This window comes from Streptomyces sp. NPDC028910, assembly GCF_055564955.1.
In genome coordinates this window covers 1-13,002 of sequence record NZ_JBVHVF010000040.1, presented here as the reverse complement: position 1 = coordinate 13,002, position 13,002 = coordinate 1, and the positions used below count along the sequence as shown (strand labels likewise).

12 protein-coding genes and 2 pseudogenes are annotated in these 13,002 nt (G+C 72.4%); 7 read left to right on the top strand and 7 right to left on the bottom strand.

Annotation, left to right across the window (positions count from 1 at the left end):
* Positions 1-49: 49 nt before the first annotated feature.
* A complete protein-coding gene (locus ACZ4TV_RS31975) occupies positions 50-829 on the top strand; it encodes a hypothetical protein (RefSeq protein ID WP_468138693.1) in 780 nt (259 codons plus the stop codon).
* An 88-nt stretch (positions 830-917) separates the two neighbouring features.
* Here the strand turns inward: ACZ4TV_RS31975 and ACZ4TV_RS31970 are convergent, their stop codons facing one another.
* Entirely contained in the window at positions 918-1,583 is a 666-nt protein-coding gene (locus tag ACZ4TV_RS31970) for a GntR family transcriptional regulator (protein ID WP_468138692.1), read from the bottom strand.
* 136 nt (positions 1,584-1,719) lie between these two features.
* Here ACZ4TV_RS31970 and ACZ4TV_RS31965 point away from each other — a divergent pair, with 136 nt between their 5' ends.
* The gene (locus tag ACZ4TV_RS31965) at positions 1,720-2,604 is read left to right on the top strand and encodes a (2Fe-2S)-binding protein (protein ID WP_468138691.1); all 885 of its coding nucleotides are present in this window, start codon (positions 1,720-1,722) and stop codon (positions 2,602-2,604) included.
* 218 nt (positions 2,605-2,822) lie between these two features.
* Positions 2,823-3,881 (top strand): DUF2637 domain-containing protein, encoded by a 1,059-nt coding sequence (locus ACZ4TV_RS31960; protein WP_468138689.1) that lies wholly within the window; start codon positions 2,823-2,825, stop codon positions 3,879-3,881.
* A gap of 39 nt (positions 3,882-3,920) precedes the next feature.
* Here ACZ4TV_RS31960 and ACZ4TV_RS31955 read toward each other — a convergent pair whose 3' ends face one another.
* Positions 3,921-4,313, bottom strand: a complete 393-nt coding sequence (locus tag ACZ4TV_RS31955) for an ATP-binding protein (RefSeq protein WP_468138717.1) — start codon at positions 4,311-4,313, stop codon at positions 3,921-3,923.
* Between the two features lie 796 nt (positions 4,314-5,109).
* Complete coding sequence (locus ACZ4TV_RS31950; protein WP_468138688.1) at positions 5,110-6,510, bottom strand: protein phosphatase 2C domain-containing protein; 1,401 nt, start codon at positions 6,508-6,510, stop codon at positions 5,110-5,112.
* Between the two features lie 290 nt (positions 6,511-6,800).
* Here ACZ4TV_RS31950 and ACZ4TV_RS31945 point away from each other — a divergent pair, with 290 nt between their 5' ends.
* Together ACZ4TV_RS31945 and ACZ4TV_RS31940 are read left to right on the top strand one after the other, a co-directional pair.
* Positions 6,801-7,778 carry a helix-turn-helix domain-containing protein gene (locus tag ACZ4TV_RS31945; protein ID WP_468138687.1) on the top strand — a complete coding sequence of 326 codons (978 nt, stop codon included), beginning with the start codon at positions 6,801-6,803 and terminating at the stop codon, positions 7,776-7,778.
* Positions 7,779-7,802: 24 nt separating this feature from the next.
* Entirely contained in the window at positions 7,803-8,288 is a 486-nt protein-coding gene (locus ACZ4TV_RS31940; protein WP_468138686.1) for a DUF456 domain-containing protein, read from the top strand.
* A gap of 43 nt (positions 8,289-8,331) precedes the next feature.
* Here ACZ4TV_RS31940 and ACZ4TV_RS31935 read toward each other — a convergent pair whose 3' ends face one another.
* On the bottom strand, positions 8,332-8,529 hold the full coding sequence (locus ACZ4TV_RS31935) for a hypothetical protein (RefSeq protein ID WP_468138684.1): 198 nt from the start codon (positions 8,527-8,529) through the stop codon (positions 8,332-8,334).
* A 133-nt stretch (positions 8,530-8,662) separates the two neighbouring features.
* Between ACZ4TV_RS31935 and ACZ4TV_RS31930 the strand changes: the two genes are divergently transcribed.
* The gene (locus tag ACZ4TV_RS31930) at positions 8,663-10,093 is read left to right on the top strand and encodes a hypothetical protein (protein ID WP_468138683.1); all 1,431 of its coding nucleotides are present in this window, start codon (positions 8,663-8,665) and stop codon (positions 10,091-10,093) included.
* A gap of 248 nt (positions 10,094-10,341) precedes the next feature.
* Here ACZ4TV_RS31930 and rsgA read toward each other — a convergent pair whose 3' ends face one another.
* Entirely contained in the window at positions 10,342-11,466 is a 1,125-nt protein-coding gene (rsgA, locus tag ACZ4TV_RS31925; protein WP_468138682.1) for a ribosome small subunit-dependent GTPase A, read from the bottom strand.
* A 362-nt stretch (positions 11,467-11,828) separates the two neighbouring features.
* Between rsgA and ACZ4TV_RS31920 the strand changes: the two genes are divergently transcribed.
* On the top strand, positions 11,829-12,260 hold the full coding sequence (locus ACZ4TV_RS31920; RefSeq protein WP_468138681.1) for a VOC family protein: 432 nt from the start codon (positions 11,829-11,831) through the stop codon (positions 12,258-12,260).
* Positions 12,261-12,291: 31 nt separating this feature from the next.
* Here the strand turns inward: ACZ4TV_RS31920 and ACZ4TV_RS31915 are convergent.
* Together ACZ4TV_RS31915 and ACZ4TV_RS31910 are read right to left on the bottom strand one after the other, a co-directional pair.
* Positions 12,292-12,537, bottom strand: a pseudogene (locus tag ACZ4TV_RS31915) (cytochrome P450); the annotation flags it as partial.
* 74 nt (positions 12,538-12,611) lie between these two features.
* Positions 12,612-13,002 (bottom strand): annotated as a pseudogene (locus tag ACZ4TV_RS31910) (zinc ribbon domain-containing protein); the annotation flags it as partial.

The window sequence follows — 13,002 nt, the reverse complement described above, 5'->3', positions numbered from 1 at the left end:
CGCCCCAGGGCTCAACGATGTGCTGCTTGGTTGCTTTGGGGAGGGCAATGTGGCGGATACCGCCATGTCGGGTGCCGGATCAACCGGGGGAGACGATCCCCTCCAGCGGGCGATATGGCGGCTGCGCTCGCGCGGCTGTTGGACCGACGCGGCGGCGTTGCTGACGCCGCACCTGGATCACGCGGGGGCGGCCGTACAGCGGACCGCGCTGCTGGTCGAGCGGTGCCTGTTCACGGGTCAGGGCTGGGCCGAGGCCGAGGACGCGCTGCGGATCGCCGAGGCGGTCGCGCAGGACGACGACGACCGGGGCGCGGCCGCGTGCGAACGGGGCCACCTGGCGTACGCCGCGACCGTGCTGGGTGTCCGGGACCGGGCCGACGAGGCCCGCTCGGCGCTGGGCCGTGCGGCGGCCCTGCTCTCGCCCGGATCCCGTACCCGACCACTGCTGGACTTCCGGCGGGGGCTCGTCGCCGAGCACCTGGCGGACGCCCCGCAGTCGGCCCGTCCGGCGTACCACCGGGCCCACGCGGGGGCGGAGGCGCACGGGGACACCCTGCTGCTGTCGTTCACCTGGCGGCACCTGGCCGCGCTGGCCCTGCGGGACGGCGAGGTGGCCGAGGCCCGCAAGGGCTTCGCGGAGTCCCTCCGCATCCGGGAGGACCTGGGCTTCCTGATCGGCACGGCCCCGGCGCTGGCCGCGCTGGCCGAGGCCGAGCCGGAACCGGAGGCCGCCCGGCTCCGCGCGGAGGCCCGCCGCCTGTTCCACCTCCTGGGCGGCATCCCCACCTGGCTGGCGGACCAACTCCACGCCCCTTCGCCTGCGGCGTAGCTCCCCCGACCGAAAGATCCAGCCCCGCCGGCGTTTGAGGCGCGGGGTCTGGGGCGGAGCCCCGGTTACGGCGCCGCGCCCGGGGTCGTCAGGTCGCGGAGCCCGCGAAATGTTCGCGTACGAGGGACTCGACCACCGGGAGGTCCCGCGCGATCAGGGCCTCCAGCAACGCCGAGTGCTCCGCCGCGTCGGCGACGAGATCGGCCCGCCGCACCCGCGGAGCGCCCGGCAGGGGCCACTGCGCCCGGCGGTGCAGCTCCTCCGCCACCTTCACCAGCTGGTCGTTGCCCGCCAGCCGAAGCACCGCACGGTGGAACGCCCGGTCCGCCTCCGCATAGCCCGGCAGGTCGCCGGCCGCGGCCGCCTCGGCCGTGGCGGCGGCCGCCGGGCGCAGGGCCTCCCACGAGGCCGCCGGCAGGGTGCGGGCCAGCCGGAGCATCACGGGGACTTCGAGCAGCGCCCGGACCTCGGCCAGCTCGGCCAGCTCCCGCGGGGTACGCGACAGGACGCGGAAGCCCCGGTTCGGGAGGCATTCCACCGCCCCCTCCACGGCCAGCTGCTGCATCGCCTCGCGCACCGGCGTCGCGGAGACCCCGAAGCGCTCCCCCAGCGCCGGGCCCGAGTAGATCTCCCCGGGCGCCAGCTCTCCGTCGACCAGGGCCGCGCGCAGCGCCTCGAGGACCTGCCCGCGCACCGAATGGCGCAGCACCTTCCGTGTTTGTGCCGGAACCCGGGCATGGGCCGCTTCGTGCATTCGGTCCTCCTCCGGGTCTCGACCTGTCCCGAGAATAGGTGACGGGGCCGGACGGGCGGCGTGAGGATACGCACCGACCGAGATCGGGTAAGGTAAGGCTAACCTGTTAACGATCGTGTGATTCGGTGGTCCGCCCATGACCGTCACGCCCCTCCCGGCGCTCGCCCCCGCCCCGCCCGGCTCTCCGGTGGCGGACGCGTACGCCCGGCTGGGCGCTGCGTACGGCGGACTGCTGGTCGTCGAGCGAACCGCGCACGAACCCGCCCCTCGCGGTGTGGGATGGGTCGGCGCGGACGAGCTCGCGACGGGCGGCCCGGCCCTGGACGCCTTCCTCGCCTGGGACGACGCCCAGGTGCTGAGGGACTACGGGACCCGGGCCCGCCCCGACGTGATCGCGAGCTTCGGGCTGCACCGGTACGCGTGGCCGGCCTGCCTGCTGATCACCATCCCGTGGTTCCTGCACCGGCGGGTCCCCCGGCTCCCGGTCGCCGACGTGGCCTTCCACCGGACCCTCGGCCGGATGGCCGTGCGCGTCGAAGGCTTCGCCTGCCTGCCGGACGACCCGGCGGCCGTTCTCCCCGGGGCCCGGGTCGTGCCCGACGAGGAGGCGCTGCGCGGTGAGGTGCGGGCCGCGGTGGCCCAGCACCTCGGACCCGTGCTCGAAGGTTTCGGCCCGCGCATGCGGCGGGGCCGCCGGGCCCTGTGGGGCATGGTCACCGACGAGGTCGTCGAGAGCCTCTGGTACCTCGGCGGCCTGCTCGGCGAGGAGCAGCGGGCCGTGGCCGAGCTGGAGGCGCTCCTGCCCGGCTCGACCGCCCCGTACACCGGGGGCGCGGGATTCCGTACGCTCGCCGGCCCCGACGGCGGCGAGCTGCCCACCCGGGACCGGGCCAGCTGCTGCCTCTTCTACACGATCCGGCCGCAGGACACCTGCGTCACCTGCCCCCGCACCTGCGACGCGGACCGCGTCTCCCGGCTCAGCGCTGCCTCCACCGCACCCGACGCCGACTACTCAGCGTGATCCCGGCACTAACCCACCCGTAGGGGTGGCCGTAATCGAACGCAACTCGGCCCGCACGAGTGCCAGTTCGACTCACGACCCCCTATCCGGCGGGCCCCGCCCCCCGATGGCGTCCACTTGCCCCGAAACCCGCGTGCACGGCGCACCGGCTGCGCCACTATGGCGCCCGGAAGGCCGTACAGCCGCACCGCCGCATCCGCGAGGCAAGGGACATCCGCATGAGACTGACCGACATATCGCTGGACTGGCTGCTGCCCGGCAGCCTGCTGATCCTGGGCGTACTTGCGGCAGTTGCGGTACTGGCCCGTGGCAAGCGCGAGAGCGAGAAGGCCGCGGCCGACGACAGCTGGGAGCGCAGCGAGGAACGGCGGCGGCGCAAGGAAGCCGTCTACGGGACCGCCTCGTACGTCCTGCTCTTCTGCTGCGCGGCGGTCGCCGCCGCGCTCTCCTTCCACGGACTGGTCGGCTTCGGCCGGCAGAACCTCAACCTCTCCGGAGGCTGGGAGTACCTGGTCCCCTTCGGCCTCGACGGCGCCGCCATGTTCTGCTCGGTGCTCGCCGTCCGCGAGGCCAGCCACGGCGACGCCGCCCTCGGCTCGCGCATGCTGGTCTGGCTGTTCGCGGGCGCGGCCGCCTGGTTCAACTGGGTGCACGCGCCGCGCGGCCTGGGCCACGACGGGGCCCCGCAGTTCTTCGCGGGCATGTCGCTCTCGGCGGCCGTCCTCTTCGACCGCGCCCTCAAGCAGACCCGCCGGGCGGCTCTGCGCGAACAGGGCCTGATCCCACGGCCGTTGCCGCAGATCCGGATGGTCCGCTGGCTGCGGGCACCCCGGGAGACCTTCGGCGCCTGGTCGCTCATGCTGCTGGAGGGGGTCCGCACCCTCGACGAGGCCGTGGACGAGGTGCGCGAAGACAAGAAGGAGAAGGAGCAGGACCGGCACCGCAGGCGGGAGCAACACCGCCTGGACCGCGCGCACATCCGGGCGCTCGGCCGCCAGCACCGGGCCTTCGGACGGGTCCGCGCACGCCAGGTCGAGCTGCCGGAACTGACTCAGGGAGCGGGCTCCGCGCCGGTCGGCGCGGAGCCGGCCATACCGGAACCGGGACAACTGCCCCTACGCCGCCGGCCCTCCCTGCAGGCCGTCAACCGAACCGAATCCCTTGACGTGACCGGCGCCCGGACGGTGGACCTCACCGCCGAGGACGACACCCAGACCATTCCCCGGCTGGACTCGCTGGAGCGCAAACTGAAGGAAATGGAGCAGCAGTTCGGCTGACCGTTCCTGCCCAGGGGAAACCCCGGAGGGCCCGCCTGCTCAGGCGGGCCCTCCGTCGTACGGCGCGTCGCGGCGTCCGTCCAGTTCGAACCACACCACCTTGCCGCTGCCCAGGGCGAGCGGGTCCACCCCCCAGTCGTCCGCCAGGGCCTGCACCAGCACGAGTCCCCGGCCGTGCGTACCGTCGTCGGCGGTCGGTACGTACGGCCGGGGCCGGCGTGCGGCGTAGTCCCGCACCTCCACCCGTAACCGCGCGGCGGCGAGACTCGCGGACACCTCCGCGCCCCGGTCGGTGTGGACGAGGGCGTTGGTGACGAGCTCGGTGATCAGCAGCTCGGCCACCTCGGCGGCATCGCTCCGGCACCGGTGGCGCATCAACTCGCGTAGTGCCCGGCGGACTTCGCCCACCGCCTTCAGGTCTGCCCGGCGCACGCTCCGGGTGATCCGCAGCGCGTCCACCGCTCCCCCGTCCTCACCGGCGGACGGTTGACGCGGCACCGGCCTCCGTCTCCCCCACGACTTCCCGCTCTTCGCCCCCACCCGCACGGCGATGTCCCTCCCGTGTCCCTGCTCTCGAACTGGTCTCCGGGATGCATGCCCCCCGGACCGTTCCGCACTCCTGCGGGCTCAGGGGCGGGGCACGGTGCGGGGGTGGGATCGAGCCATCCGGATCACCGGCCCGCCCGGCCGTCCCCCCACGATCTTGTTGGCGGACCGTGCGAAACCGGTCACCGTCCCGGGTCGGCTCCTCGGTGGAACCGACAGGGCGCCGGGGTCCGTCACCCCGTCCGCCGGGGCGGGTCCCGGGTGCCGTAGGCGTCCTTCAAAGCCCTGTGAGCTGCTGGGGCTTCTCCCCTGGACCCCGTACGCGCCCGTCGCGCGGCCGGGCCCGGCGGCGTCGGGGTTCTCGTTCGCCGTCCCGCGGGAGGGCAGGCCGGAAACCGGCAGGTCCCACTCGGCCATGGCGAAGGGTGAGTTGTCGAAGCGGGCCACTTTCATGGGCAGGTCGTACTGCACCAGGGGGAGGAAATCTCCCCTCGGCATCGAGCAACCACCGGCGGCCGGCGTCGGCGCCACTTGACGGTCCCGTCGGTCAACCGGGCGCCGGTGGTGTGCGGGAGGGCGTTGGCCATGGAGTCGTGGCTGGAGGAGCCGATGGTGCGCCGTGCGCCGTTCGGGGAAAGATAGCGCGCCGTCCACACCTTGCCCATGCCGGTGCCGGGGCCGATCACGCCTCCCAGACCGCGGCGGCCGTGCGGTCGTCGGCGTATCCCTTGAGACGGAGCTGGGTGTCCGCGAGGAAGGCCGCCAGGCCGGGTGGCTCCGGCTCGGACCAGCGCGCGGCGAGCTCCGCCGGAAGGGCGGCCTCCTCCCGCATCGGGTCCGCCAGGCCGCCGGAGCACAGGAGCAGCGTGTCCCCGGGCCGGGCCACGGCCGCGCGGAAGCGGAAGCCTCCCGCTTCGGCGGACTCGCCGGGCTCCAGATCCTGCCATTGGCCCGAGCGGAGCCGGAACAGCCCGCCCGCGCCGGCGCCGAAGCACACCCGCGTACGGCACTCCGGGTCCACCGGGAGCAACAGCCCGCGCAGCCCGGCCGTGTACGCCTCCTCCTCCAGCCCCAGCTCGGCGGCGCGGGCCCGCAGCCGCCCGTAGCCCCGGTCGGTGAGCCGCTGGAGGCCCGACCGCAGGGCGTCGCGGCGCCCGGCCCTGATGTCCTCGGCCAGCCGGTCCTGGCTCCGCCCGATGGACGCGGCGACCGTGCGGCACAGCTCGGAGGCCGCCTCCGCGGCCCCGGGGGCGGCCCGGTCCCCGCCGGCGAGGGCCACGAGGACGAGGGCGTCGTCGCCGCCGCCGAAGCGGGCGGTCAGCAGGAAGTCCCGGCGGGCCTCACCGCGGAAGCGGGCGGAGTCCCCCCGCAAGGAGGCGGCGCGCAGGGTGTAGGTGCCGTAGCGGGCCCCGTCCAGGACGGTGTCGGGGACCGGTCCCGTCGAGCCGCTGAGCGCGGCCGGGTCGGCGGGCGGGAGCGCCCCCGGTTCGGCGGCGTAGGTGGGAGCGCGGTCGCCGAGGTGGCGCACCTCGGGCCGGACGGCAGGCGGTCCGACCGGCCCCGGCACCGGCGGCACCCGCACGCCCCCGAGCGCGTATCCGGTCACATCGCCCGCCCGGGGGTCCGGCGGCAGCAGCTCCCCCTGCGGGGCCGGGCGCGGCGGCGGAAGGGTGGGCGCGCCCCGGAGCGGCGCCACGGGCGGCGGCGATGCGGGCGGCGGCGATGCGGGGAGCGGCGGCATGGATGGCAGCGGTGCCGGGGGAGCCGGTGCGGGTGCGGGTGGCGGCGGTGCGGGTGGCGGCGGTACGGGTGGCGGCGGTACGGGCGGCAGCCGCACGGGCTCCGCGTCCCCCTGCCGGGGGCCCGGGAGGAACGGCTCCGGGGTCCGCGGCGGCTCCGGGGCACCCGGGTCCGCCGCCGGGGCCGGTCCGGGGTCCGGTACCGCTGCCGGTGCCGGGTCCGTCGTCAGTCCCGCCGCCGAGCGGAAGCGGTGGTCCAGGGTGTCCCCCGGGTCGGGTTCCGGCCCGGCGTCCGGATCCTCGTAGAGCTTCTGCCACCAGTCGTCCGCGCCCTGCTGACTCATGCCCTCATTCTCGGCCTCCCGCACGGACGGAAAACGCCGAATGCACGAAAAGGGTCCACCGGGCCGCCGCCCGGTGGACCCCGTCCGATATACCCGTACGGACGGGCGGACGTCGTACGCCCGCGCGACCGCCCGGGTGACCGTGGAGCGCATGGCTCGGCCGGCGGATGTCGGTGCTGGGTGGCGCCATCCTGGCAGAGGGGCGGGGGGTGCGGCGATGATGTCCGCGGCGGGTTTGCGCCGTGGCCGCTTCCCGCCAGGCGCTGTGTCGAAAGGTGGGGGTGGACGGCTTGCTGGGTGCCATAGGTCTGGACGAGGGGCAGGAGTCGGCGTACCGCGTGCTGGTGGCGCTGGGCGCGGCGGAAGTACCCGACCTCGCGCACCGGCTGACCCTGCCGGTACCGCAGACCGAGCGGGCCCTGCGCCATCTGGAGCGGCACGGGCTGGCGGCGCGGTCCTCGGCCCGGCCGGGGCGCTGGGTGGCGGCTCCGCCGGGGGTCGCGCTCGGGGCGCTGCTGACCCAGCAGCGGCACGAGCTGGAGCAGGCGGAGCTGGCGGCGGCGCTGCTGGCGGAGGAGTACCGGGCGGAGGCGGCCGAGCCGGCGGTGCACGACCTCGTGGAGGTGGTGCAGGGCGCGAGCGCGGTGGCGCACCGTTTCCACCAGCTCCAGCTGGGCGCGCAGAAGGAGGTGTGCGCGCTGGTCAACGGCCGGCCGCAGGTGGTGAGTGGAACGGACAACGAGGCGGAGGACCGGGCTTCCCTGCGCGGTGTCGACTACCGGGTGGTGATCGAGCGGGAGGTGCTGACCCTGCCGAACGGGATCCGGGAGGCCTCGTCGGCGCTGGCCCGTGGCGAGCAGGTGCGGGTGACGGCGCTGGTCCCGACCAGGCTGGTGATCGCGGACCGGACCCTGGCGATGGTCCCGCTGACGAACGGCGGCGCGGAGCCCGCAGCGCTGGTGGTGCACGCGTCGGGGCTGCTGGAGTCCCTGACGGGCCTGTTCGAGGCGGTGTGGCGGGAGGCGATGCCGCTGCGGCTGGGCGCGGCCGGTTCGGCGGAGGAGTCCGGCGGGAGCCCCGACGCCACGGATCTGGAGATCCTCTCGCTGCTCCTGGCCGGCATGACGGACGCGAGCGTGGCGAAGCACCTGGAGCTGGGCCTGCGGACGGTGCAGCGGCGGGTGAAGGGCCTGATGGAGCTGTCCGGGGTGACGACACGGCTGCAGCTGGGCTGGCACGCGTACGAACGGGGCTGGGTGGCCCGATAGCCCCTGGTCGGTCAGGCTGGGCAGATGGATCTGCCTCAGCTGCTCCTGGTGGGGCTGGTGCTGCTGCTCGGGGTGGTCGGGGTGCTGGTTCCGGGCGTGCCGGGCACCTGGCTGGTGTGGGCGGGGCTGATGTGGTGGGCGATGCAGGAGCGCACGGCGTTGGCCTGGTCCCTGCTGGTCGCGGCGACGGCCCTGCTGCTGGTGGTCCAGGTGGTGAAGTGGCAGCTGCCGCCCCGGCAGCTGCGGGGCGTGGGGATCACTCCGCGGATGGCGGCGTTCGCCGGCGCCGGTGCGGTACTGGGTTTCGTCCTGGTCCCGGTGCTGGGCGCGGTCCCGGGCTTCGTGGGCGGCATCTACCTCTGCGAGCGGCTCCGCCTCGGCACGCACGGCGAGGCCTGGGCGTCGGTGCGGACGGTCATGCGGGCGGTGGGGACGAGCGTGCTGGTGGAGCTGTTCGCGTGCATGTTGGTCATGGGCGCGTGGGTGGGGGCGGTGGCGGCGGGGCCGTAGTCCTAGGGCGGGGTGTGAAGCCTTCTGGCGGGCTGAAACCCTGTCAGTCAATGGGCTTGCCGTCGTGTTTGCCGCCGACGCAGGTCCACAAGCCGGTGCCGGAGTCGTACTCCACCGTTCCCTTGCCGGCGACGCATTGCTTCCCGTCGATGCGAGGTACGGCAGCCTGCGCAGCGGATCCCACGATGCCGAATACCACCAGTATCACGGCGGCGAGGAACCCGAGGAGTCGTGTACGCATGGGGAACTCCTGACAGGGCGAGGGAAGTCGGACGAGTGGCGTGAGACGTCATGACCAGCTTCACCCCGCACTGCGTCGTGCGCACCCTGTCCCCCGATGAGCGTTCACCCCGCACAGGGGGCAGGCTGGTGTCATGGCGAACACGCCTGCGGTATCCGTGGGGTCACCGGATGAACGCGGCTTGCGGAAAGTCATCATCGACGGCAGGACCGCAGGCCGGGTGTGGTCCCCCAGGGAACTGCAAAGAGTCCTGCGTCGCGCTGGTCTGGCATTCGAGCAGGACATCCACTGGCTCGGCGGAGACAGCACCGTCTGGCCGGATCGCGCATGGCGGCGGCGCATCATCGGCGCCTGCGTGGCAGCCGGCCTCCTCACGAGCGCGGGCGTGCTCGCGAAGATCGGCATAGCGGACTTCTCCGACGCCCTCACCTACGGTGGACGGATCGCGGGATTCACTTTCCTCCTCTTGAGTCTGGTGGAAATCTGTGCCGCAATGGCTGCTCTCGACTACTGGCGCAAGCGGCGGGTCAACTACTCAGGACCAGTCGTATTTTTCGGAGTCATGGTTGCGCTTGGCATCACCTCGGTGATGCTCATAGCTCAAATCAGAGGTCGGCCACACAGTGGCTACTTGCTTCTCTGGACAGCCCTCACACTTTGGGCTTCGTGGGCCCTGTGGCTGCTCGCCCGAAGTCGGGCATGGAAGGGTATCCGAAATCCGAAGCGCATCGCGATCGGGGCGATCATCCCGACTCTCCTGGCAGGCGCCAACCTGACGTACTCGCAGTTCTACGTCCCCTATATCACAGCTCCACTGGTGCAGACCGCAGCTGAATTCAGAACGCCAAGTCTGAATCGGGACAGGAATGCGATGCACCTGCCGGTCCGTCTGCACGTGAAGAACTCCGGCAAGGTCCCGGTCTACGTCCTCGGCAGCATCTACTGGATCAAGGGCCTTCCCCAGAGCCATGTGTCGAACCACAAGTTGATCCACTCCGACGAGTGGGTCACACCTCCGGGGCATGTGCTGAATCCAGGAGAAGAAATCGCACAGGATGTGGTCGCCGAGATCCCTCACCCCGACAGGTTGAGCTATGAAACAGTCGTCGCCCACACCGAAATGTACGTGATCAGGAAAGACAGAATGACGATGAACGCCGATTACGAGCGTTCCGGGACGCACGTCGACCGGCTCGGGGAAGAAGGCGCGGCTAAAAATCCCGGGGCACTTCCCGATGCACTCTTCAGATATCAGGCCGAGATCACGAACAGCAATGAGATTCTCAATGTGACCCGAGGCCCCCAACGTGTGACACTGTGGCGAGGGTTCGATCATAAGGAGCCATTCATCTATGCGAACGTGGCGCCACCAGGCGAGAACAGAACCCTCGACATGCTTACCCCGACCAATGCGAACAAGGAGTCCATTGAGCGGTACGGTCTCGCACGCTTGCGCAGCTCAATGGCGCAGACACCCTTCATGGAACTTCTGGAGAAGGCCCGGGCTGAGCACTCCACCCCCGATTCCCCGCCTCGTGACGATGTCGGGCCCGCCGGCGGCTGAGGTGCGCGTGCGCAAGCGCGCAGGGGTGCGGGGGGGGGGGGGGGGGGGGGGGGGGGGGGGGGGGGGAGGAGGAGGGGGGGGGGGGGGAGGGGAGACGACATCCGCCAGCACCCTCCCCCCCTTACCTCCCCCCCTTCCCCCCCCCCCTCCTCCCCCCCCCCCCCCCCCCCCCCCCCCCCCCCCCCCCCCCCCCCCCCCCCCCCCCCCCCCCCCCCCCCGCGCCCAGGATCCCGCCCAGCCCGCGGGCGCTACGCCCGCCCGCCCCGCTTCGCCGCGTAATTGGCCCGGCCCTCCGCCGACTTCAGCCGCCAGTCACGGCGGATCTCCGAACGGAGCCGCGCGTCCGTCTTCGCCACGATCCGCTGGTTCTCCCGCAGGAGTTTGCGGTAGCTCTCCAGGCGCCGTTCCGCGAGCGCGCCCGAATCCACGGCCGCCAGCACCGCGCACCCCGGCTCCGCCTCGTGCGCGCAGTCGTGGAAGCGGCACTGCTCGGCGTACTCCTCGATTTCCGAGAAGACCTGGCCGACTCCGGTCTCGGCGTCCCAGAGCCCCACACCCCGCAGTCCGGGCGTGTCGATCAGGACGCCGCCGCCCGGCAGGGCGAGCAGGTTGCGCGTGGTCGTCGTGTGCCGGCCTTTGCCGTCGACCTCGCGGGCCTCCTGGACCTCCATGACCTCGGCGCCGAGCAGCGCGTTGGCCAGCGTGGACTTGCCGGCGCCGGAGATGCCGAGCAGCACGCTGGTGCCGCCCGAGACCACGGCGGCGAGGACGTCCGTGCCTTCCCCGGTGACGGAGGACACGGTGAGCACCTGGACGCCCGGCGCGGTGGCTTCCACGTCCTGGACCAGGTGTCCGAGCGTCGCCGGGTCCGGGACGAGGTCCGCCTTGGTGAGGACGACCAGCGGCTGCGCCCCCGACTCCCACGCCAGGGCCAGGAAGCGCTCGATGCGCCCCAGGTCCAGCTCGACGGCGAGGGAGACGGCGATGATCGCGTGGTCGACGTTGGCGGCGAGGATCTGCCCCTCGGACCGCTGGGAGGAGGTGGACCGTACGAAGGCGGTCCGGCGCGGCAGGTACGCCTTCACGTAGCGCGGGTTGCCCACCGCCTCGACGGCGGCCCAGTCCCCGGTGCAGATGACCCGGAGCGGGTCGTGCGGGGTGACGAAGGCGGTGTCGGCGCGGACGATGCCGTCCGCGGTCATGACGTCGCACTGACCGCGGTCGACGCGTACGACCCGGCCGGGCACGAGGCCCTGCTCGGTGTACGGGGTGAACTCGGCCGCCCAGGCGTCGTCCCAGCCGAAGGGGGTGAGGGCGTGCGGGAGCGGGGCCTGCGGGAAGGAGGAGAAAGGGGAGAAAGAGGAGAGAGACAAGGGGAACCCTTCACAGGGTGGCCCCGGCCGCGCGCGCTCGCTCAGCGGCGGCGCGCGAAGAGGTGTGAGGTCAGCCGGAGACCACGGAAGTGACATTGATGGTCTTCTGAGTGCGGGCAGCGCCCTGCGCGACGACAGTCATCAATGAACTCACCTCCGGGTCAGGCACGTACTGACGGTTCCCCACCGGTCGGCGGGAACGGACCCACCGTAACAAGCTCCTTCACGCCGGGGCCAGTTCTTTTTTCGGCCGTGTCGGGCGGACGGCGTTTCGGCGTGCGCGGCGCCCCTCCGTGGGCGACGGTGGACCCGCCTATGGACCCGCCTGTCCCTGGCGTTTCGCGTTTCCGAGGAGGCCTGCCATGAACTGGACGCTCGAAGTCGTCCTGGTCCCCGTCACCGATGTGGACCGGGCGAAGGAGTTCTACGCCGACAAGGTCGGCTTCAAGGTCGACGTCGACACCGAGGTCGCCCCCGGCATCCGTGTCATCCAGTTGACCCCGCCCGGCTCACGGTGCTCGATCGCGATGGAGACCGGGATGCCCGCGGCGCCCGGCACGAAGGCGATGACCCCGGGCACGCTGCAGGGCCTCCAGCTCTGCGTCACGGACATCGAGGCGGCCCGCGCGGAGCTGGTGGCCCGAGGCGTGGCCGTCTCCCCGATCCGCCACGTCGGCGCGACGGGCTGGGAAGACGGCAAGGGCGAGACCTGGAACTCGTTCATGTCCTTCGAGGACCCGGACGGCAACGGCTGGGTGGTCCAGGAGGCGCCCTCGGAACTGTCCGAACGCTGAACCGCTCTCGGGCGGTCGTGGGCGGTCGGTCCTAACCGAAGCGGACGGGCAGGTACTTGATGCCGTTGATGAAGTCCGAGCGGAGTCGGCGGACTTCGCCGGTGAGCTCGAAGTCGGGGTGGCGGTGGAGGAGTTCCCGGATCAGCGCTTTGATCTGGGTACGGGCCAGGCCGGCGCCCAGGCAGAAGTGCGGGCCGCCGCCGCCGAAGGCGAGATGGTCGTTCGGGGTGCGGCGGATGTCGAAGGTGAAGGGGTCGGCGAAGACCTCCTCGTCGCGATTGGCGGAGGTGTAGTAGTTGACTCCTCCCCCTCGTGAACGAGGGGGATTCCTGGCTCACTTCGCCTGCGGCCCGGCGGGCGCGCAGGTCTTACAAGATCAGCACCAGCCGGGTACGAGACCAGCCCGGACGAGCATCACGTGGGCGGAGTTCTTGTCCCTGGGGGACGTGGTTCCGCACGCGGTGCACGTATACGTTCTCTCGGAAAGAGGTAGGCGGTGCTTGGCTCTCGCTCCGCAGTGCGCGCATTCCATCGTGGTGTGCGCGGGATTGATCAGGTGGAGTTCACGGCCGTGCTTGCGGGCCATCAACATCAGTGCGCGCTTGGTCGCGCCGATCGCGGCGTCTGCTGCCTTCCTTGCCATGGTGGTCTTGGCGAGGAACTTCGGGCGGAAGTCCTCGACGGCGAGCGCGTCGTGGTCGCGGACTACGTTCTTGGCCCACTTGCGGCCGGTGTCCTGACG